The 20,703-nt window shown below is 65.8% G+C and carries 20 protein-coding genes and 1 pseudogene; 13 read left to right on the top strand and 8 right to left on the bottom strand.

Annotated features, from left to right (window positions below; translation table 11 throughout):
• From AB4Z32_RS25255 to AB4Z32_RS25245, 3 genes and pseudogenes are all read left to right on the top strand, one after another.
• Positions 1 to 146 (top strand): annotated as a pseudogene (locus tag AB4Z32_RS25255) (electron transfer flavoprotein subunit alpha/FixB family protein); the annotation flags it as partial.
• Between the two features lie 150 nt (positions 147 to 296).
• Positions 297 to 2,099, top strand: a complete 1,803-nt coding sequence (locus AB4Z32_RS25250) for an acyl-CoA dehydrogenase (RefSeq protein WP_442124611.1) — start codon at positions 297 to 299, stop codon at positions 2,097 to 2,099.
• A gap of 209 nt (positions 2,100 to 2,308) precedes the next feature.
• Entirely contained in the window at positions 2,309 to 3,022 is a 714-nt protein-coding gene (locus AB4Z32_RS25245) for a hypothetical protein (protein ID WP_442124610.1), read from the top strand.
• A gap of 25 nt (positions 3,023 to 3,047) precedes the next feature.
• On the opposite strand, the gene AB4Z32_RS25240 is transcribed toward AB4Z32_RS25245, so the two are convergent.
• Positions 3,048 to 3,461, bottom strand: a complete 414-nt coding sequence (locus AB4Z32_RS25240; protein ID WP_442124609.1) for a TM2 domain-containing protein — start codon at positions 3,459 to 3,461, stop codon at positions 3,048 to 3,050.
• A gap of 273 nt (positions 3,462 to 3,734) precedes the next feature.
• Between AB4Z32_RS25240 and rpsP the strand changes: the two genes are divergently transcribed.
• The 10 genes from rpsP (at position 3,735) to AB4Z32_RS25190 (ending at position 12,619) form a co-directional block, all read left to right on the top strand.
• Entirely contained in the window at positions 3,735 to 3,983 is a 249-nt protein-coding gene (gene rpsP / locus AB4Z32_RS25235; protein WP_442124608.1) for a 30S ribosomal protein S16, read from the top strand.
• 56 nt (positions 3,984 to 4,039) lie between these two features.
• The gene (gene rimM / locus AB4Z32_RS25230) at positions 4,040 to 4,573 is read left to right on the top strand and encodes a ribosome maturation factor RimM (protein WP_442124613.1); all 534 of its coding nucleotides are present in this window, start codon (positions 4,040 to 4,042) and stop codon (positions 4,571 to 4,573) included.
• Positions 4,574 to 4,599: 26 nt separating this feature from the next.
• Positions 4,600 to 5,361 (top strand): tRNA (guanosine(37)-N1)-methyltransferase TrmD, encoded by a 762-nt coding sequence (trmD, locus tag AB4Z32_RS25225; protein WP_442124607.1) that lies wholly within the window; start codon positions 4,600 to 4,602, stop codon positions 5,359 to 5,361.
• Between the two features lie 111 nt (positions 5,362 to 5,472).
• Positions 5,473 to 5,853 carry a 50S ribosomal protein L19 gene (gene rplS / locus AB4Z32_RS25220; protein WP_258844539.1) on the top strand — a complete coding sequence of 127 codons (381 nt, stop codon included), beginning with the start codon at positions 5,473 to 5,475 and terminating at the stop codon, positions 5,851 to 5,853.
• A gap of 62 nt (positions 5,854 to 5,915) precedes the next feature.
• Complete coding sequence (locus tag AB4Z32_RS25215) at positions 5,916 to 6,581, top strand: CoA pyrophosphatase (protein ID WP_442124606.1); 666 nt, start codon at positions 5,916 to 5,918, stop codon at positions 6,579 to 6,581.
• Positions 6,582 to 6,669: 88 nt separating this feature from the next.
• Positions 6,670 to 7,629: a CobD/CbiB family protein gene (locus AB4Z32_RS25210; RefSeq protein WP_442124605.1), complete on the top strand. Its 960-nt coding sequence runs from the start codon at positions 6,670 to 6,672 to the stop codon at positions 7,627 to 7,629.
• A 107-nt stretch (positions 7,630 to 7,736) separates the two neighbouring features.
• The gene (locus tag AB4Z32_RS25205) at positions 7,737 to 8,087 is read left to right on the top strand and encodes a DUF3579 domain-containing protein (protein ID WP_442124604.1); all 351 of its coding nucleotides are present in this window, start codon (positions 7,737 to 7,739) and stop codon (positions 8,085 to 8,087) included.
• Between the two features lie 129 nt (positions 8,088 to 8,216).
• A complete protein-coding gene (locus AB4Z32_RS25200) occupies positions 8,217 to 8,684 on the top strand; it encodes a CBS domain-containing protein (protein ID WP_442124603.1) in 468 nt (155 codons plus the stop codon).
• Between the two features lie 171 nt (positions 8,685 to 8,855).
• On the top strand, positions 8,856 to 11,633 hold the full coding sequence (locus tag AB4Z32_RS25195) for a M16 family metallopeptidase (protein WP_442124602.1): 2,778 nt from the start codon (positions 8,856 to 8,858) through the stop codon (positions 11,631 to 11,633).
• Positions 11,634 to 11,827: 194 nt separating this feature from the next.
• A complete protein-coding gene (locus AB4Z32_RS25190; RefSeq protein WP_442124601.1) occupies positions 11,828 to 12,619 on the top strand; it encodes an SDR family oxidoreductase in 792 nt (263 codons plus the stop codon).
• A gap of 42 nt (positions 12,620 to 12,661) precedes the next feature.
• Here the strand turns inward: AB4Z32_RS25190 and AB4Z32_RS25185 are convergent, their stop codons facing one another.
• From AB4Z32_RS25185 to AB4Z32_RS25155, 7 genes are all read right to left on the bottom strand, one after another.
• A complete protein-coding gene (locus tag AB4Z32_RS25185) occupies positions 12,662 to 13,402 on the bottom strand; it encodes a GntR family transcriptional regulator (RefSeq protein WP_442124600.1) in 741 nt (246 codons plus the stop codon).
• 61 nt (positions 13,403 to 13,463) lie between these two features.
• A complete protein-coding gene (locus tag AB4Z32_RS25180; RefSeq protein ID WP_442124599.1) occupies positions 13,464 to 14,531 on the bottom strand; it encodes a flavodoxin family protein in 1,068 nt (355 codons plus the stop codon).
• Positions 14,532 to 14,679: 148 nt separating this feature from the next.
• Complete coding sequence (locus tag AB4Z32_RS25175; RefSeq protein ID WP_442124598.1) at positions 14,680 to 15,984, bottom strand: tetratricopeptide repeat protein; 1,305 nt, start codon at positions 15,982 to 15,984, stop codon at positions 14,680 to 14,682.
• 144 nt (positions 15,985 to 16,128) lie between these two features.
• Complete coding sequence (gene nagZ, locus AB4Z32_RS25170; RefSeq protein WP_442124597.1) at positions 16,129 to 17,607, bottom strand: beta-N-acetylhexosaminidase; 1,479 nt, start codon at positions 17,605 to 17,607, stop codon at positions 16,129 to 16,131.
• 7 nt (positions 17,608 to 17,614) lie between these two features.
• Entirely contained in the window at positions 17,615 to 18,625 is a 1,011-nt protein-coding gene (locus tag AB4Z32_RS25165; RefSeq protein WP_442124612.1) for an SIS domain-containing protein, read from the bottom strand.
• Between the two features lie 13 nt (positions 18,626 to 18,638).
• Positions 18,639 to 19,742: an N-acetylglucosamine-6-phosphate deacetylase gene (nagA, locus tag AB4Z32_RS25160; RefSeq protein WP_442124596.1), complete on the bottom strand. Its 1,104-nt coding sequence runs from the start codon at positions 19,740 to 19,742 to the stop codon at positions 18,639 to 18,641.
• The gene (locus AB4Z32_RS25155; RefSeq protein WP_442124595.1) at positions 19,739 to 20,686 is read right to left on the bottom strand and encodes a BadF/BadG/BcrA/BcrD ATPase family protein; all 948 of its coding nucleotides are present in this window, start codon (positions 20,684 to 20,686) and stop codon (positions 19,739 to 19,741) included. Before AB4Z32_RS25155 ends, nagA begins: the two co-directional genes overlap by 4 nt.
• Between the last annotated feature and the right edge of the window lie 17 nt (positions 20,687 to 20,703).

Raw genomic sequence — 20,703 nt, 5'->3', positions numbered from 1 at the left:
TCCAGCACCTGGCCGGCATGAAGGACTCGAAGACCATCGTCGCCATCAACAAGGATCCGGAAGCGCCGATCTTCTCGGTGGCCGATTACGGCATCGTCGGCGACCTGTTCGAGGTCGTGCCGGCGCTGGTCAAGGAACTGGGCTAAGCTCACAACGTCGTCCCCGCGCAGGCGGGAACCCAAGTTCGTGGCGTATCACTAGCGTTTGACGCAGTCGCTGCATATAAAAACCTGGGTTCCCGCCTTTTTCACGACCTACAATTGACGTATACGTAAAACGAAACAAAGGAGACCACGGTGAGCTACAACGCCCCCCTGAAAGATATGCTGTTCGTGGTGAACGAACTGGCCAACCTGGCCGAGATCAACCAGCTGCCCGGCTGCGAAGACGCGACCCCGGACACCGTCGAAGCGGTGCTGGAAGAGAGCGCGAAGTTCTGCGGCGGCGTGGTCGCCCCGCTGAACCATTCCGGCGACAAGGAACCCAGCTTCTGGCACGACGGCCAGGTCACCACCTCGAAGGGTTTCAAGGAAGCCTTCCGCGGCTTCGCCGAAGCCGGCTGGCAGGGTGTGCAGCACCCGGCGGAATTCGGCGGCCAGGGCCTGCCGAAGCTGGTCGCCACGCCCTGCGTGGAGATGCTGCACGGCGCCAACCTGGCGTTCGCCCTGGTCGCGCTGCTGACCGACGGCGCCATCGAAGCCCTGCTGACCGCCGGCAGCGATGAGCAGAAAGCCCGCTTCATCGAGCCGCTCATCAGCGGCAAGTGGACCGGCACCATGAACCTGACCGAGCCGCAGGCCGGTTCCGACCTGGCCGCCGTGCGCACCCGCGCCGTGCCCCAGGGCGACGGCACCTACAAGATCTTCGGCACCAAGATCTTCATCACCTACGGCGAGCACGACATGGCCGAGAACATCATCCACCTGGTCCTGGCGCGCACGCCGGATGCGCCTGCGGGCGTGAAGGGGATCTCGCTGTTCATCGTGCCGAAGTTCCTGGTCAACGAAGACGGCTCGCTGGGCGAGCGCAACGACGCCCACTGCGTCTCGATCGAACACAAGCTGGGCATCAAGGCCAGCCCGACGGCCGTGCTGCAGTTCGGCGACCACGGCGGCGCCATCGGCACCCTGGTGGGCGAGGAAAACCGCGGTCTCGAATACATGTTCATCATGATGAACGCGGCCCGCTTCGGCGTCGGCATGCAGGGCGTCGGCCTGGCCGAGCACGCCTACCAGCAGGCGGTCGCTTTCGCGAAAGAGCGCGTGCAGTCGCGCGCCGTCGAAGGCTCGAGCGGCCCGGTCGCCATCATCAACCACCCCGACGTGCGCCGCATGCTGATGTCGATGCGTTCGCAGACCGAGGCGGCGCGTGCGCTGGCCTATGTGGGCGCGGCCTACAGCGACCTGGCGCACAGCCATCCGGACGAGTCGGTGCGCAAGGCCAGCCTGGCGATCTACGAATACCTGGTCCCGGTCATCAAGGGCTGGTCGACCGAGATGTCCGAGAATGTCGCCCGCGACGGCGTGCAGGTGCACGGCGGCATGGGCTTCATCGAAGAGACCGGCGCGGCCCAGCACTACCGCGACGCCAAGATCCTGACCATCTACGAAGGCACGACCGCGATCCAGGCCAACGACCTGGTGGGCCGCAAGACGGCGCGCGACGGCGGCGCGGTGGCGAAATCCATCATCGCCCAGGTCCGCGCCACCGAGGCTGCACTGGCCGAGCGCCAGGGCGCCGCGCATTCTGCCGATTTCGCCGCCATCCGTTCGCAACTGGCGGCCGGCAGCGCTGCGCTGGAGCAGGTGGTCGACTTCGTGGTCGCCAATACCAGGCTCGAGCCGCGCGCCGTGTTCGCCGGCAGCGTACTCTACCTGAAGCTGGCCGGCATCGTGCTGGGCGGCTGGCAGATGGCGCGCGCGGCCCTGGTGGCGCAGCAGAAGCTCGACGCGGGCGAGGGCGATGCCGCCTTCTACCGCGCCAAGATCGGCACCTCCCGCTTCTTCGCCGACCACGTGCTGTCGCAGGCGGGCGGCCTGCGCCATGCGATCGTCGAGGGCAGCGCCGGCGTGCTGGCGCTGGACGTCGAGCAGTTCTGACCGGAGATCGGCGCCGCCCGGCGCCATCGGCTTCGAAGGCGGCGCTTGCGCCGCTTTTTTTTGATTTGTCGCCTGCGCCGGCGCCAATCGACAAGCTGTGGCGCGCTTCCCGAGCGCTGAGCCAGACACCGGCGCACTTGAGAAATCCTAAAAGTCGGCGGGCCCACCTGTCCAGAATCGGAACTGATCATCCACCGACAGGAGCTCCCATGGTTTCTTTCCAGTCCTGCACGAGTTTCCGGCTGTCCATCGCCGCCGCGGCGCTGTCCGCCCTGACTGCCTGTGGCGGCGGCGGCTCGTCGACGCCGGCCACCGACCCATTGCCGCCGACCCCGCCGACCATCCCCGACCCGCCCACCAATCCTCCGCCGCCGCCGCCGACCACGCCGCCGCCACCTGCCGATCCGGCACCGCCGCCCGACATCAAGCTCGCGGCGGGCTACACCGACATCAACGCCGCCGAGCGCCTCAGCCAGGCCCATTGGCCGGCCTGGCCCAGCACCGGGACCAGGATCGTCGACGGTGTCGGCTGCGCCACCAGCGAGGCCTACCACATCCATTCGATGCTCTCGATCTACCGGGATGGGGTGCGCCTGCAGGTGCCGGCCAACATCGGGATCACCAGCTGCCACTACGACCTGCACACCCACGACATGACGGGAGTGATCCATATCGAGACCCCGGTGCCCAAGGTCTTCACGCTGAGGCAGTTCTTCTCGCTATGGGGGCAGCCGCTGAGCGCCGCCCAGGTCGCCGGGCTGGCGGGTACGCCGACCTTCTACGTGATCCAGAATGAAAAGCTCACGCGCGTGACGACGGATCCCGCCGCGATCACGCTCGAGCCTCACAAGGAGATCGTGATCGTCGTCGGTACGCCGCCGGTGGAAGTGCCGCGCTGGAACTGGGCTGCCACCGCCCTGTAGACCGAGGGCCGGGCGCCGCCACCCTTCAGCCGTAGGCGCCGCCCGTGTAGAGGAGGTCGAACAGGCGTGACAGCACCGCGATGACGCCGGTGGCGCCGACCAGCATGGTCAGCACCAGCAGCACCGCGAGCGGCCAGTTCGAGCGCGATGCGCGGCCGGACGAGGCGTTGAACTTCGCGTCCCATTTCTCGTCGGGGGTGAGGCCGATCGCCAGTGCTTCGACGAAGCCGACGATGCAGGAAATGAAGATGGGCAGCAGCACCCAGAAGGCATTCGGCGCATGGCCCACGCCGTAGACCAGGCCGGCGACGGGCAGGCTGCAGACGTGCAGCAGGCCGAGCCGGTCGACGCTGCCGCGCAGATAGAAACGGTGGACGCCGAGGCCGCCGAGGAGGAAGGCGAGGGCGGTGGCGAGGGTCTTGTTCTTGTGGTTCGACATCGACTGCTGGACTCGGCTTGTTGTTGTGAAAAGGAAAGATTGAAGTATCGTCCAAAACGGCCGCGGAAGCAGCATTTTTCGTGGCTTTCGGCGGCGCTTGCCAGGCGCCGGGCAGCCGTCGATGTAGCGTTGTTGGGAAAAATAGGCGATAATGCTGGATTCGGCCGGTCTGCGCGCCGGGTTTTTAGTTTTTTGACAAACGCTTGCTGAGGCACGGCGCGGCGCGCTATAATCGTCGGCTTTCTCCGTCCAGCACAATTTTTTGGAAATATTATGGTCGTTATTCGTTTAGCTCGTGGTGGTGCCAAGAAGCGCCCGTTCTACAACATCGTTGCAACCGACTCGCGCAACCGTCGCGATGGCCGTTTCATCGAGCGCATCGGCTACTACAACCCGATGGCTTCGGGCAAGGAAGTTGGCCTGAACATCACCGCTGACCGTCTGGCTTACTGGCAAGGCGTTGGCGCACAACTGTCGCCGACCGTTGCTCGCCTGGTCGCTGGCCAGCAAGTCGCTGCGTAATTAGTCCCCGCACTAATTACCAAGTCTGCGAAAGTTTTACTGGTTTGACCGATTCAATAGCAATCCCTGACGACCTGGTACAGGTCGGGCACATCACCGGCGCCTACGGGATCCGGGGTGGCATCCGCATCGCGCCGTACTCGGCGGATGCCGATGCGCTGCTGAACGTGAAAACCTGGTGGCTCGACAAGCCGGCGCTGCGTCCCGTGCAGGTGCGCAGCGCGAAGTACCATAGTGGCGATGTGACCGCCACCCTGGTCGATGTCACCGACCGCAGTCTCGCCGAGGCCCTGAAGGGTGCCACGGTGCAGGTGTCGCGGGCGGATTTTCCGGAACTGCCGGAAGACGAATACTACTGGTCGGACCTGATCGGCCTGGATGCCGTGAACCTGCAGGGCGAAGCCCTCGGGAAGATTGCCGACATGATGAGCAACGGTCCGCAGTCCATCCTGCGCATCGTGCCGGACCTGAATCCGGATATGCCCGACGCCAAGCCTGAAGAGCGCCTGGTGCCTTTCGTGGACCAGTACGTCAAGACCGTCGACCTGAAGGCAAGACTGATTACCCTGGACTGGGGCCTGGATTATTGACCCCATCCTTCTGAAGCGAGATCCCGATGCAGTTTGACGTCGTGAGCTTGTTTCCCGAGATGTTTGCCGCTCTGACGCAGTCGGGTGTGACCCGGCGCGCGCACGAGCAGGGCTTGTGGAACCTGTCGATCTGGAATCCGCGCGATTTCACGCAGGACCGCCACCGCACCGTGGACGATCGCCCCTATGGCGGCGGTCCCGGCATGGTGATGCTGGCCAGGCCCCTCGAAGCGACGATCGCCGCGGCAAAGCAGCGCCAGATCGACCTCGGCCTGCCGGCGCCGCGCGTGGTGTTCATGTCGCCGCAGGGCAAGCCGCTGACGCACGAGCGCGTGATGGCGCTGAAGGACGAGCCCGGCCTGGTCGTGCTGTGCGGCCGCTACGAAGCGGTCGACCAGCGCCTGCTGGACCGTTGCGTCGATGAAGAGATTTCGCTGGGCGACTTCGTGCTGTCCGGCGGAGAATTGCCGGCGATGGCGCTGATGGATGCCGTGGTGCGCCACATCCCGGGCGTGCTGGGCGACGATGCCTCGGCGGTCGAAGACAGCTTCGTCAACGGCCTGCTGGATTCGCCGCATTACACGCGTCCGGAAGTGTATGAAGGCGTGGCCGTGCCGCCCGTGCTGATGGGTGGCAACCACGCAGAGATCATGAAGTGGCGTCGCCAGCGCATGCTGGAGGCGACCGCGAAGAAACGGCCCGATCTGCTGGACAAGGCGCGCAGCGCCGGTCAGTTGAGCAAGGCCGACGAGAAGTTCCTGGCAGGGCTGGACAAGGCTGCCGAATAGAATTGCATCATGTTGGTGCAACGGCGGGTAGTACAACCCGCATGTTTTAATTCCATCCTCTACCGGGCAACCTGGTACAGCGCCGGCACGATGGTCATTGGAGTGTTAAAAATGGATCTGATCCAGCAACTCGAGCAAGAAGAAATTGCGCGCCTCGGCCGCAATATCCCTGATTTCGCACCGGGCGACACCGTTGTCGTCAGCGTCAACGTCGTCGAAGGCAACCGCAAGCGCGCCCAGGCATACGAAGGCGTGGTCATCTCGCGTCGTAACCGCGGCCTGAACTCGAACTTCATCGTTCGTAAGATCTCGTCGGGCGAAGGCGTCGAGCGTACCTTCCAGCTGTACTCGCCGCTGATCGCTTCGATCGAAGTGAAGCGTCGTGGTGATGTGCGCCGTGCGAAGCTGTACTATCTGCGTGAGCGTTCGGGCAAATCGGCACGTATCAAAGAGAAACTGCCGACCCGCAAGACCGCCGCTGCCGCTCAGTAATAGCGTTAGTAGCTTGAAAAAGGCATCCGCAGGGATGCCTTTTTCTTTTCCGGAGAAGCCTTTTGGTAAAACTGCATCTCGATCCCCAGCGCCTGCCCGTCGACTCGATCGCCGGCGAAGCCGCGCTGCCGCCTGAGCGCCTGCGCGCCGACTGGCTGCGCCAGCGCCTGGCCCATCCGCCGGCGTGGATGCCCGAGCTGCCGAACGACTTGCGCGAGCGCTTCCCCAAGCTGCGCCGCGCCGCCGTGCTGGTGCCCATCGTCCAGCGCCCCGAGGGCCTGACGGTCCTGCTGACCCAGCGCACCGCCCACCTGAACAACCATGGCGGCCAGATCAGCTTTCCCGGCGGCAGCGCCGAAGAGCTGGATTCCTCGTCCATCGAAACCGCCCTGCGCGAAACCGAGGAAGAGATCGGCCTGGCGCGCCGCCACGTCGAGATCATCGGCGTGCTGCCCGACCACATCACCGCCTCCAGCTACCTGGTGACGCCGGTGATCGGCCTGGTCACGCCGCCCTTCGAACTGATCGCGGAATCGAATGAGGTCGCCGAGATCTTCGAAGTGCCGCTGTCCTTCCTGATGGACGGCATGAACCACCAGCGCATGTCTTTCGAGCTGCCGGAAGGGGCGGGCAGGCGCAGCTTCTACGCCATGCCTTACGAGCGCTTCTTTATCTGGGGCGCGACGGCCGGCATGCTGCGCAACCTGTTCCATTTGCTGCGAGCTTAAAAATTCAGCGGATCCGTATTTGATTGATTGCGTCCACTGCGCTATCGTAGCGGGCAATGAAGTCTGGCAACAATTCAAAGGAACGTGAATGACCTTTTTCTCTATTCTGTGCGCGCTGCTGATCGAGCAGTTGAAGCCGCTGCGCGCGGATAACCAGATCTACGCCGAGATCAAGCGCTTCGCCATGCGCATCGAAGCCTGGTTCAATGCCGGCCAGGTGAGCCATGGCCGGCTGGGCTGGTTCCTGATGATGGGCATCCTGATGGTGCCGACCGCCGTCATCTACTGGGTGCTGATGTACTACGGCTTCGTGTTCGCGGCCTTTGCCTGGAACGTGCTGATCGTCTACCTGACCCTCGGTTTCCGCCATTACAGCCATTACTTCACCTCGATCCAGTTCGCCCTGAACGCCGGCGACGAGCCCACCGCGCGCACCCTGCTTGCCGAATGGACCAAGGTCGACACGGTCGGCATGGACAGTACCGAGATCGCCCGCCTGGCCGTCGAGAAATCGCTGATCACGACCCACCGCAACGTGTTCGGCGTGTTCTTCTGGTTCCTGATGCCGCTGGGCCCGGCCTGCGCCGTGATGTACCGCGTGTCCGAATACCTGGCTCGCGCCTGGAACGAGCCCGACCACATGCGCAACGAGGCCTTCGGCCAGTTCGCGGCCCGCGCTTTTTACTGGATCGACTGGATTCCGGTGCGGCTGACGGCGATCGCCTTCGCCGTGGTCGGCAATTTCGAGGACGCGATCTATGCCTGGCGCAATTTTGCCGGCCGCTGGGCCGACGAGTCGAAGGGCATCATCCTGGCGGCCGGCGGCGGCGCCATGGGCGTGCGCCTCGGCTCGCCGAACGAGACCGCGCCCCGGGTCCTGCCGGCGGACGCCGCCACCGTCGACCTCTCCGACAGCGAGGCCGATGTGCTGCCGGGCGAGGAGCCGAACGTGCGCGCACTACAGAGCACCGTCGGCCTGGTCTGGCGTGCGCTGTTATTATGGATGCTGCTCCTGCTCCTGCTTTCCGGCGCGGTCTTGCTTGGTTGAACACTCCCGGAAGAGGACGAGGCTGTAAAGTCTCGTCCGCAGGTCTTCTATAAGATATAATACTGGGGTTGTTCTCATCCACGCTTCATGTTTCAGTAAGCCGCACTATGGCCGATTTACCGCAAACCGGGAAAGAACACGCCGACGAATTCTTCATTCTCGGCGTAACGAGTAAGGGCAGGCAGTTCCGCCCGAGTGACTGGGCAGAGCGTCTGTGCGGTGTCATGTCGTGCTTCCGGCCGGCGGGCAGCGGCGGACCGAATGCCCACTTGAAGTTCTCTCCCTACGTCCATCCGACCATCGTCAACGGCGTCAAGTCCGTGGTGGTCAATAACGCCCTCAAGAATGTCGAGCCCCTGGCTTACCACTTCGTGGTGAACTTTGCCAAGGACAACGACCTGCAGATGGTCGACGCCTGCTACGTCCCGCCGCCGGGCGAAAAGAAGCCGAGCGCCTGATAAGGCCGCCATGGCGGCGTTGCGCCGGCTCGCCGTGCTTGCGTACTGTCTTCGTCCGCGCGCCTTGCCCGGGGCGCTTTCTCAGGCGCTCGGTATCCTATTCCTGATTTGCGGTGCTAGAATGAGCGCTTGAAGACGGAGGATGCCATGGAAGTCGGCAAGCTCAGCACTACGGACACCGTCTGCTGCTCCCGCGACGAGAGCGTGCAAGGTGCGGCCTTCCTCATGCGCAAGCACCATGTCGGCGACCTCATCGTGGTCGACGAGCCGGACGGCGAGCGCATACCCGTCGGCATCGTCACCGACCGCGACATCGTGGTTTCCGTCATCGCCCTCGGCCTCGATCCCCTCGGCCTGCAAGTGGGCGACATCATGACCGACGACCTGCTCACCGCCGGCGAAAACGACGACATCTACGCCACCATCGAGCGCATGCGCCTGCGCGGCATCCGGCGCGTGCCGGTCGTGTCCGACAGCGGGACGCTGGCCGGCATCGTCAGCGCCGACGATCTCCTGACCTTCCTGGCCGAGGAGATGGAAGAGCTGTCGCGCATCAGTCCCTACCAGCAACAGCACGAAAGGCGGGCCCGGCAGTAAAAACCGGCCTGCGAGGCCTGCTCAGTTCCCGGTAATCTGCAACTAACCGACAGGGGACTCGACGTTGACAAGCGGTAAGCCAGCCCTAAGTCGGCCTCTGTTACCATGCTGTGCTGTCGCGCAAGCCTTGTGCGGCAGACATGACAGACAGATACTGACAGACGGGGTGACATGAGCTCGAGCTTCCTGCAGCGCGGCGTGGCCGCATATGTGATCGTCGGCGGCCTGGCCTTCGTGGCCGCCGCGCCGGCCTGGTCCCAGCTGGCGCCCAGTGCGCCGGCGAACGCGGCCCCGCCGATCGCGGCCCGGCCGAAAGGCGTGGTGCAGGGGCCCTCGGTCGAGGGCATCACCGAATACCGGCTGCCGAACGGCCTGAAGGTGCTGCTGTTCCCGGATTCCTCGCGCCCGACCGTCACCGTCAACGTCACCTACCTGGTCGGCTCGCGCCACGAGAACTACGGCGAAACCGGCATGGCCCACCTGCTGGAGCATCTGATGTTCAAGGGCGCGGCCAGGCACAGCGACATCGTCCAGCAATTCTCCAACCGCGGCATGCAGTTCAACGGCACCACCTCGCTGGACCGCACCAATTATTACGAAGTCTTCCAGGCCTCGCCGGAAAACCTCCAGTGGGCGCTGGAGATGGAAGCCGACCGCATGACCCATTCCTTCATCGCCAGGAAGGACCTCGATTCCGAGATGACGGTCGTGCGCAACGAATACGAGAATGGCGAGAACTCGCCCGGCGCGGTGCTGATGAAGCGCATGCAGAGCGTCGCCTACGACTGGCACGCCTATGGCCGCGCAACCATCGGCAACAAGAGCGACATCGAGAACGTCAAGATCTCGAACCTGCAGAATTTCTATCGCACTTATTACCAGCCGGACAATGCCGTGCTGTTGGTGGCCGGCAAGTTCGACCCCAGCCAGACCCTGCGCTCGATCAGCAAGCTGTTCGGCGCGATCCCGAAACCCAAGCGCACGCTGCCGGAATTCTGGACCGTCGAGCCGACCCAGGACGGCGACCGCAGCTTCACCGTGCGGCGCCAGGGCGACGTCCAGATCGTCGCCGTGGCCTACCACGTGCCGTCCGGCCTGCACGACGACAGCGATGTGCTGAGCTTCTCCTCGACCATCCTCGGCGACGTGCCGACCGGCCGCCTGCACAAGCTGCTGGTCGAGACCGGCAAGGCCAGCCAGGTGTTTTCCTTCGCCCAGACCGGTTACGCGCCGGGCCTGCAGTACTTCGGCGCCGTGGTGAAGAAGGGCGAGCCGATCGAGCCGGTACGCGCTGCACTCACGGAAGCGGTCGAGGATTTCAGCAAGCATCCGCCCACGCCCGAGGAGATGCAGCGCACCAGGCTGTCCTACCTGAACAGCATCGAGCGCAGCCTGAACGACCCGCAGCAGGTGGGCGTCGCGCTGTCCGACACCATCGCCCTGGGCGACTGGCGCCTGTTCTTCGTCGGACGCGACAAGATCGAGAAGGTCACGGCCCAGCAGGTCGCAGAAGTGTCGGCCCGCTACTTCAAGCGCGACAACCGCATCACCGGCACCTTCCTGCCGGACGATCAAGCGCAGCGCGCCGTGATCCCGCCGGCGCCCAGCGTGGAAAGCCTGCTGAAGGACTTCAAGCCGCAAGCCTCGACCCTGAGCGCCGAGGACTTCGAGCCGAGCCAGGCCAACATCATGAAGCGCACGACGCTCACCACGGCGGGCGGCGTCAAGCTGGCCTTGCTGGCGAAGAAGAACCGCGGCCAGACCGTCACGGTCGACCTGCGCCAGCACTTCGGCGACGAGCAGAACCTGTTCGGCAAGGGCGCGGTGCCGGGCCTGACGGCGGCGATGCTGACCCGCGGCACGACCAGGTATGACCGCGTGCAGCTGGCCGACGCTTTCGAAAAGCTGAAGGTGGCCGGCGGCCTGACCCATTTCCAGACCACCCGCGAGAACCTGCCGGAAGCCTTGAAGCTGGTGGCCCACGTGCTGAAGGAGCCGAGCTTCCCGGCGGCCGAGTTCGAGCAGCTGCGGCAGCAGTCGCTGGTGGCCCTGGAGGCCAGCCGCGCCGAACCGCCGAACCTGGCCTCGCGCGCCCTGAACGAGCATTTCGACATCTATCCGAAGGGCGACGTCCGCCACGAGACCACGCTCGACGAGGACATCGCCGACATCAAGGCTGCGACCCTGGACCAGTTGAAGGCCTTCCACCGCGACTACTACGGCAGCAATCCGGCCGAGCTGGCCATCGTCGGCGACTTCGACGACAAGGCCGTCGTGCCCCTGGTCGACCAGCTGTTCGGACAGTGGAAGGCGCCAATGCACGTGGCGCCCGTGCTGCGCAAGTATGCGGACATCAAGCCCATACATGAAACGTTGAACGCGCCCGACAAGGAGAACGGGTTCTACGCCGCGCGTATGAATCTCGACCTAAACGTCGACGATCCCGACTACCCGGCGCTGATGCTGGCCGATTACATCTTCGGCGGTGGCGGCGGACTGAAATCGCGCCTGCTGGACCGCATCCGCCAGAAGGAGGGCCTGTCCTATGGCGGCGGCACCCAGCTGTCGGCGGGCGAGTGGGACCGCGCCGGCATGTTCGGCATCAGCGCCATCGCCGCGCCGCAGAACCTGGCCAAGGTCGACGTCGCCGTGCGCGAGGAGCTGGCGCGCGCGCTCAAGGATGGCTTCACTGCTGCGGAACTCGCCGGGGCCAAATCCGGTCTCATGCAACAGAGGGTCCAGAACCGCGCCGACGACGGCACGCTGGCGGCCGGCTGGACGTCCTACCTGTACCGCGACAAGACCTATGAATGGTCGGCCGATTTCGAAAAACGCATGATGGCCGTCACCTTGCCCCAGCTGAACGCTGCCTTCCGCAAGGCCATCGACCCGGCGAAATTGTCGGTCGTCATGGCCGGCGACCAGGCCAAGGCCAAGCCGGCAAAGTAGTCTGGGCTTAAATGGGCCTGAGCGGGCCTGCGCGGGCCCGAGGGGGCGCATGAATGCAACACTCAGCCGTTTAGAATTTAAAGAAATGGTTGAGATACTTGGTCAATGCCCGGTGCGGGCGCTATGATGTTGCCTGCTGGCAGTGTTTCTAGTAGGCAGCAAACATTGCGCCAAGATATTGTGAAGGATGCATCATGAAGGGCATGACCAAACCACCGCCGAGCGGGATCTCTTACGCCGGCAAGGTTGTGCTGGTAACCGGCGCGTCCAGTGGCCTGGGACGCGCGATGGCGCTCGCATTCGGACGCGCGGGCGCCTGCGTGGTCGTCGCGGATACTTCCATCGACGGCGGCCACATGACCGCCGCCTTGATCGTCGAAGCGGGCGGCAAGGCTTTATTTGTTAAAACGAATGTAACGGTCGCGCAGGAGGTCGAAGCGCTGATCGACAAGGCGGTTTCGCACTACGGCCGCATCGACGTCGCCGTCAACGGCGCCGGCATCGAGGAAGAATCCCTGCCGCTGGCCGAAGGCGACGACGAGCAGTTCGAGCGCATCATGAACGTCAACGTCAAGGGCGTCTGGCTGTGCATGAAGAGCCAGCTGCGCCAGATGCTGAACCAGGAAGGCGGCGGCGTCATCTGCAACGTGGCCGACGCCGGCGGCCTGGTGGCGGCGCCGAACCGCGCCATCTACGCGGCCTCCAAACATGCCGTGGTCGGCCTGACCAGGACCGCGGCCGTGGAATACGCCAAATCCGGCATCCGCGTGAACAGCCTGTGCCCGGGCGCCGTCAAGACCCCGATGCTGGCCCGCATGCTCGAGCGCGAACCGGGCCGCGACAGGAAGCTGAAGGCGGCCCACCCGATGGGGCGCATCGCCGAGCCGGCGGAAATCGCCAGCGCGGCTTTGTGGCTGTGTTCGGAGCAGGCGTCCTTCGTTACCGGTCATCAATTGGCCATCGATGGCGGCCTGACCGCGATGTAATTCGATGCGCGGACGTGGGGGCGTCGCACACCACGCCGCACCTCACGTCGCGCTCAACTCCGCCACGAAATCGTACATATCGCCGCGGAAATAGGAACGGCAAAACTCCACCGCCTGCCCGTCCGGCAAGAAGCCCAGCCGTTCCACGCACAGCCCGGCATCGCCTTCCTTCGACTGCAGCAGCTTGGCCTGCTCTGCATTCAGCAGCAGGGCCGACAATCTCTGCAGCGCCCGCACCGGGCGCTTGCCGGCCGCTTCCAGCGCCTCGTACATCGAGGTGTCGACCGCATCCAGCGAGGGCAGGGCGGAGGCGGCGATGGTCGCGTATTCCAGGCACATCGGCATGTCGTCGGCGTAGCGAATGCGGTTGAAGCGGTACACCGCGGCGCCCGGCGACAGCCGCAGGCGCAGCGCCTCTTCCGGCGTGACCGTCCCTTCCGAACGTTTCAGCCAGACGCTGCGCGGCGTGCGTCCGCGCGAGCGCATGTCTTCGGAGAACGAGGTCAGCTTGGCGAAATTCTTCTCGATACGGGTATTGATGAAGTTGCCCGATCCCGGGCGGCGTACCAGTAAACCTTCCTCGACCAGGCCGTCGATCGCCTTGCGCACCGTGATGCGCGAAATGTCCAGTTCGGACGCCAGCTGGCGCTCCGCCGGCAGTGCCTCGGCCGGGCCGTAGAGGCCGCGGTCGATCGCTTCGCGCAGGGCGCGCTGCAACTGCTGGTAGAGCGGCAGGTTGCTGGTGGCGGAAAGGTGGTGCATCAACTGCGCGAGAGAGGACATGCGGCGAAAGGTCTGTGTGAATCCGCCGATAATACCAAAAAAAGACCGCTTGCCGAGAAGGCTATTTCGGGCGCGGATTCCGCAATCCGCGGTCGGCCTCTACCCGCTTGCCCGAGCGGATGTCGCGCACCGCCATGCCCACCGCGCGCGCCACGTTGCGCACTTCCTCCTGGAAGGCGGTGTCGCGGTCGAGGGTCTCGTGGCTGTCGGCATAGGATTCGTAATAGCCGACGAAGCGGTCGAGCAGGGCAGTGGGACTCGACGAGATCAGCCCCATCCAGTCCAGCCAGTCGGACAGCGAGCGGCGCGTGCCCTCAATGCCGGCAACGTCGCCATGCACCACCAGGCCGTAGGCGCGGCCGGCCAGGTGTTTCGGATAGTCCCAGTTCTTCTCGAGTTCCTTGGCTTCCCCGGCTTCCTTGCCGTGGGTCGAACTGGGGTCGGGATTGCCGCCGTCGGCGCAGACCAGGCGGTCGATCATCAGCTTCAGCACCGAGGGCGACTGGTACCAGTAGACCGGGGTCAGGATGATGATGCCGTGGGCCGATACCCATTTCTCGTAGATCTCGTTCATCCAGTCGTTGTTCTGGTGCAGCGAGTGGTTCGGGTAGCAGCTGCAGGGCCAGTGGCATAGCGGCATCGCCGTGGACACGCAGGCTTTACAGGGATGGATGTGGCGGTCGAAGTCGGAAATGATGCGGGACAGGTCGAGCAGGTCGGTATCGAAGCCTTCGGCCAGCAGGACTTCTTCGCACATCCTGGCCAGGCGCCAGGTCTTCGAAATCTCGCTGGGGCAACTGCCGTCGTTGCGCGCCGCGCCGTTGATCAGCAGGATGCGGCTGAGCGTGTTCGGATCCTTCTGCTTCGCCTCGGCGGCCAGCAGGCGGTCGTGGGCGTCCTTCCACTCGACCGAGAGATCGTAGTCCGGGTCGGCATAGCCCGGTCCCGCCTTCACCGTCACCGGCGCCTTGTGCGAGCCGGTATAGGCCTGCCAGGCGATTTCCTCGACGGCCGCCAGTTCGTGGCCGACGTTTTCGTAGAGGGGATCGAAGAAGTTGCGCGAGAAGCGCAGGCGGAATTCGTCGCGGTCGAGCTTGGCGGGCGCCTGGCCCTTGCGTACGGTGGTCATGAGCGGTCCCCGGAATGATGTCCATCGGATTATGGACCGCGGTCATGGCCGGGCCGGTACGCCAGCTAACGCTGAAACGAAAAAGGCGGTACGGCCCCGGGGACCGCACCGCCTTCCGGCGTCAACCGCATGCGCGCCGTATCGTGGATTACTTGTTGTTGCCGCCCGGGTTAGGGTGATTCGCCAGCACGATGAAGTACTTGGCGGCGTCGGACAGGCCGCCGCCCGCTTTCACGGACTGGAAGGTTGCAATCGCCTTGTCCTTCTGGCCGGCGCGCATGTAGGCCATGCCCAGGCGCAGCTTGGCTTCGTCAGGCGACTTCAGGCCACCCTTGGCGATACCCTGTTCGATGAAGCCGATGCCCTTGTCGAACTGGTCCATGGTCACGTAGGCCCAGCCCAGGTTGACCAGGCCGGCGCCGGTCTTCGACTTGGCGGCCGAGGCTTCGCCCGAGGCGATGTTCTTGGCATCGTTGGCGGCTTCCCTGGTGGCGCGGTCGCGCAGCTGGCGGTGCTGGGCGGCGGCGCTGCCGGTGCCCAGTGCGCCGGCGGCGTAGCCCGCGTCCACGACCTTCTTGGCTTCGGTCGGGAAACCATCCTTCAGCGCCAGCTCGGCCAGTTCGTTGTACATCTCCGGCGTCATGACTTTGACGGCCGCGAATTCGAGGCGCAGGACGTCGGTGATGTTGGCTTCCTGGAAGCCCGGCTTGCGCACGATGCCGCGGCTGATCACGTCCATCCAGTAGTCATCGTTCGGATAGTAGGTGATCAGCTGCTCGAGGCCGTACAGGTAGGCGGCATCATCCTTGACGCGGTTGGCGGCCGAGGCGTACAGGCGCAGGTCTTCGTTCGACGGCGTCTTGCCGGCTTTTGCGGCGGCTTCCAGCTGCGGACGCAGCAGCTTCATCGCGCCGGCGAAGTCGTTGCTCAGGTAGTAGGAACGGATCAGCGGCGCGGTGGCGGCGTCCGAATTCGGGTTCTCTTCCTGGAAGCGCTTGAACCACTCGATCGCCTTCGGATAGTTCTTGGCGTTGTAGTACATGCCGGCCAGGGCCTGGGTGAACTGGGGCTTGTCGGCTGCCGGCAGCTTGCCCGAGGCCAGGATGGCTTCCAGGGCCGCGATCGACGCCTGGTCGTTGTTGGTGGCGGTTGCCAGCGACAGCTTCAGGCGGTTCAGCACATAGGTTTCATACGGGGTCTTGTCCGGGAAGGCCTCGGCCTGGGCAATGCGGTTCTGGACTTCGGTGTAGTTCTTCGCGTCCATCAGCGGCTTGATCTGGGCCGAGTCGAGCAGCTTGAACAAGTCCGGGCGGACGGTGTCCGGCTTCGGCTGTGCGGCGGCTGCCTGATCGTTCTTGTCTTGCGCGTAGGCGCTGTGCGTGAGTGCCGGTGCAGCGTTCAGGCCGATAGCGGCCAGCATCAGGGCAAGGCGGGCAAAACGGAATTGGGACATGAATAATCCTTCTCTTTTGGTAACTCGGACAAAGCGTGCATTGTCCCACAAACTGGAATAAGGGGGCCGGACAATTGTGCCGCAGGCCGGGCTGCGGCAAGCGCGTCGTTACAATGGGTTACGTCAGATGCATAAAGGCAAGCTTTAGAAGCCAGGCACTGGGCACACGCCCTCTGCCTCGATCTCTCCGGCCAGCCAGGCATTCACGGCTTCCAGCGCCGGCGGCGCGAAGCCGTAGGTCATCAGGGCCGGGGCGCCGAAGTCCAGCGCCTGGTAGGGATTCCACAGCGCGAGGTGGAGGTCGGGTGTCCAGCTGGCGCGTGCGTGCGGGCCGTAGCGGCGGCGCGAAGTCGAGGCCAGCACCGTGAAGCGGCCGTCCTGCGGCAGCGCCTGCCAGTCGAAGGCTTCCGGATCGGCAAAGGTCAGCAGCTCGACCTCGTACAGCTTGCCGAGCGAGGCGGCGATGTTCGCCGCCGGCACGCCGGCTTCCGACACGCCGTCGCTGACCACGTCCTGGCGCGCGACCAGGCGGATCTTGCTGCCGGGAGCCGGACGGGATGGCGTCCCGCGTGCGGTGAGGGCGCGGCGCCAGGCGCGCGCCATCAGGGCGCGGTCCGCCGCGTCAAGGGCGTAGGGGACGCTGCCGGCCGGATGCGCCTGCGCCAGCTTGTCCAGGCGGTCCAGCCGGGCCTGCACCTCCGCCAGGGACAGGGTGCCGTCGGCAATCGCGGCGGCGATCGCGTCCAGGGTCTCCTGCTGGGTCTCGCGGCTGCCGATCGCCATCACCATGTCGGCGCCGGCCACCAGCGCATTCACGGCGGCCTGGCCGGCGCTGTAGCGGTGCGCGATCGCGTGCATGTCCATGCCGTCGGTGATGATCACGCCCTGATAGCCCATCTTCTCGCGCAGCAGGTCCGTCAGGATGGCGCGCGACATGGTGGCCGGGTTGTGCGGATCCAACGCCGGGTAGACGATGTGGGCGGTCATGACGGCCGGCGCGTGCGGCGCGGCGGCGCGGAAGGGCGCGAACTCGAAACGCTCGAGCTCCGCCAGTTCCTTGTCGACTTGCGGCAGGTCGCGGTGCGAGTCGACGTGGGTGTCGCCATGGCCGGGGAAGTGCTTGACGCAGCAGGCCACGCCCTCGGATTCGCTGCCGTCCATCCAGGCCATCGCCAGCTCGGCCGCGCGTTCCGGATCGGCGCCGAAGGAGCGCTCGGCGATGACCGGGTTCAGCGGGTTGTTGTTCAGGTCCAGCACCGGCGCGAAGTTCCAGTTGAAGCCCATGGACTTCACGGCGCGGGCGACGGCGGCACCGACTTCCTTCGCCAGCATCGTATCGTTGGCCGCGCCCAGCGCCATCGCCGACGGCGGCGGCGGCACCCACAGCGAGCGCACCACGGCGCCGCCTTCCTGGTCGAGGGCGATGAGGGCGGCCGGGCCCATCGCTTCACGCAGATCGGTATTGAAACCGGTGAGTTGCGCCGCGTCCGTCATGTTCTGGCGGAACAGGCAGGCGCCGCGGATGGCGTTCTCGCGGATGAAGGCGGCGGTGTCCGCATCCAGGTCCGTGCCGAACAGCCGGATCATGATCAGCTGGCCGGCGAGTTTGCGGTAATCGTTCATGATGCGCTTAGTTGGTCCTGGTGACTTTGCTGAGGTGGCGCGGCTGGTCCGGGTTCAGGCCGCGCGCCTTCGCCAGGCCAGCCGCCATCACGTAGAAGGCCTGGATCGCCACGATCGGGTCGAGGTCCGGGGTCGACGCCACCGGCAGGTCGAGGTCGCGGCCGGCCACGTCCTGCGGCGCCGCCAGCAGCACGCGCGCGCCGCGTCCGCGCATCTCTTCGGCCAGCGCCACCAGGCCAGCCTGGGCAGGGCCGCGGGTCGCGAAGATCAGCAGGGGATAGCCTTCCTCGATCAGCGCCATCGGGCCGTGCTTGATCTCGGCGCCGGAGAAGGCTTCCGCCTGCAGGGCCGAGGTCTCCTTGAATTTCAGGGCCGATTCCAGCGCCACCGGGAAGCTGATGCCGCGGCCGACCACCATGATGTTGCGGGCCGGGGCCAGGATCTCGATCGCCTTCGACCAATCGGTCTCGGTGGCAAGCTGCAGGGCGTCGGGCAGGGCGCGCAGGCCGTCCTTCAGCTCGGCATCACCTTGCCATTCGGCCACCAGGCGGGCGCCGGCGGTGAGGCTGGTGATGAAGCTCTTGGTGGCGGCCACGCTCTTCTCTTTGCCGGCATGCAGCGGCATCGCCCATTCGGCGGCCTTGGCCAGCGGCGACTCGATGTCGTTGACCAGCGCGACCGTCGTCGCGCCGCCGTCGCGGAAGTAGCGGATCGGCTCGACCACGTCCGGGCTCTGGCCCGACTGCGAGATCGACACCGCCAGCGTGCCCCGGGTCTGCAGCGGCGATTTATACAGGGTCACCAGCGACATCGGCAGCGAGGTCACCAGACGGCCCAGGCGCGCCATGGTCAGGTAGGCGAAGTAGCTGGAGGCGTGGTCCGAGCTGCCGCGCGCCACCGTCACCACGTTGTTGAAGCTGGCGGCGCGTAGCTGGCGGCCGAGTTCCGCATAACGATCGACTTCGTTCGACAGTTGCAGGGCGACGCAATGGGCGGCGGACTTGGCTTCTTCCAGCATCAGCGAGGTGGGTTCAGAGCTCACACAATTCTCCTTCGATACAGACAGCTTTAATGCATAAGTTACGGTCGAGGACGACCAGGTCGGCAAAGCAGCCGGGCGCCAGGCGTCCGCGGCGGGTTTCGCCGAGGTAGTCGGCGGCATTCGTGGATACGCGGCGCGAGGCGTCTTCGATCGACAGGCCGATCGAGACCAGGTTGCGCAGCGCCTGGTCCATGGTCAGGGTGCTGCCGGCCAGGGTGCCGTCGGCCAGGCGCACGCCGCCCATGCATTTATGGACCACCTGGCGTCCCAGCATGTACTGGCCGTCCGGCATGCCGGCGGCGGCGGTCGAATCGGTCACGCAGAACAGCTTCGGAATCGAACGCAGCGCCACCCTGATCGCGCCCGGGTGCACGTGCAGCAGGTCGGGGATGATCTCGGCGTACTGCGCATGCGCCAGCGCGGCGCCGGCCATGCCGGGTTCGCGGTGGTGCAGGCCGGGCATGGCGTTGAACAGGTGGGTAAAGCCGGCCGCGCCGTTCTCCAGCGCCTTGACGCCGTCTTCATACGAGCCGGTGGTATGGCCGATCTGCACGCGGATGCCGGCGTCCGCCATCTGCCTGACGAGCGCCAGGTGGCCGTCGACCTCGGGCGCCACGGTAATCAGGCGCATCGGCGCCTGGCCATTGAAGCGGTTGACTTCAATCATCGAGGCTTCGCGCGCGAACGGCGGCTGGGCGCCCAGCTTGCCCGAGTTGATGTAGGGGCCTTCGAGGTGGACGCCGAGGATGCGGGCTTCGTCCTTGCCGCGCTCCTTGCAGGCACCGCCGATGGCGGCGAGGGCGCGTTCGATGTCCTCGACCGGGGCGGTCATGGTGGTGGCCAGCAGGCTCGTCGTGCCGTGCTTCGCATGCAGGCGGGCGATCACGTGCGGGGCGTCGCCGCCCTCCATCATGTCGCGGCCGGCGCCGCCGTGGACGTGCAGGTCGATGAAGCCGGGCAGGATGTAGTCGTCGCCGTTGGACGAGGGATCGGCCGCCTGGCCGTCGATGGCGGCGATGGTGTTGGGTTCGGCGTCGGCCAGGCGGATTTCGCCGCGGATCCAGCCGCCGGGAGTGAGGATATTGCCTTTCATTGGCTGTGGTTCCTTGCAATATGAAGCTGAATCATGCGCAGCGCGCCGGCCGCGGAATCGCCCTGCGGCGGCGTGGTGCGCGCCAGCAGGCCGGAGGGGAGGAAGTCGCGCAGGGCCGCACCGAGGCCGCCGCACAGGGCCAGCGGCAGCCTGCCTTCGGGGTCGAGGGCCTGGGCGATGCAGGCGACTTCGGCGCCGGCGTCGAGCAGGATGGCGCGCGCCACCGGATCGCCGGCCGCCGGATCGCCGCCCGCCGGATCGCCGGCCGCCGGATCGTCCGCCTCAGTGCTGCCATGTTGCAGCACCAGCGGCGCCAGGCTGGCGTAGGCGGTCTGGGTGGCCTTGCCGAGCCAGACCTGGATCGCGTCGCGATTGCCGCCGCAAGCCTCGATGATGCTGTCGGCGAAGGCGCTGGGTTCGCGGCGGCCGTCCAGTACCTGCTCGATGTGGCCGATGGCGCGCAGGCCGATCCAGCCGCCGCTGGCTTCGTCGCCGGCGGGGAAGCCCCAGCCGCCGACTTCGCGCCGGGTGCCGTCCGCGAACAGCACTTCGCCGACGCTGCCGGTGCCGATCGCGACGATGGCGCCGGGCGCGCCGCCGTGGGCGCCCATCAGGGTGGTGAAGGCGTCGGTCTCGAGGCGGATGGCGGCGTAGCCGGGATTGGCGGCCACGAATTCGGCCGCCCACTGCTTGTTGTGCACGCCCGCCAGGCCGAGGCCGATGGCGACGCGCTCGAGCGCGGGCTGGTCGATGCCGGCGGCCGCGAAGGCGGCGCCGGCGGCCTGCTGGACGGCGTCCCAGGCGCGGTGGATGCCGAGGCTCAGCCCGGAGGGGCCGCCGGCGCCCTGGGCCAGTTCATGATGGCCCGGATGCGCATCCGCACGCGCGAGGCGTACCCGCGTGCCGGTGCCGCCGCCGTCGACGCCGAGAAGATAATCGATCATGTTGAGTTCGTGCCGGG

The sequence above is a fragment of the Massilia sp. 2TAF26 genome (genome assembly GCF_052115005.1).
GTDB lineage: Bacteria > Pseudomonadota > Gammaproteobacteria > Burkholderiales > Burkholderiaceae_D > Telluria.
The sequence above is the reverse complement of the archived record's forward strand: the minus strand, read 5'-3'. Positions and strand labels throughout refer to the sequence as shown.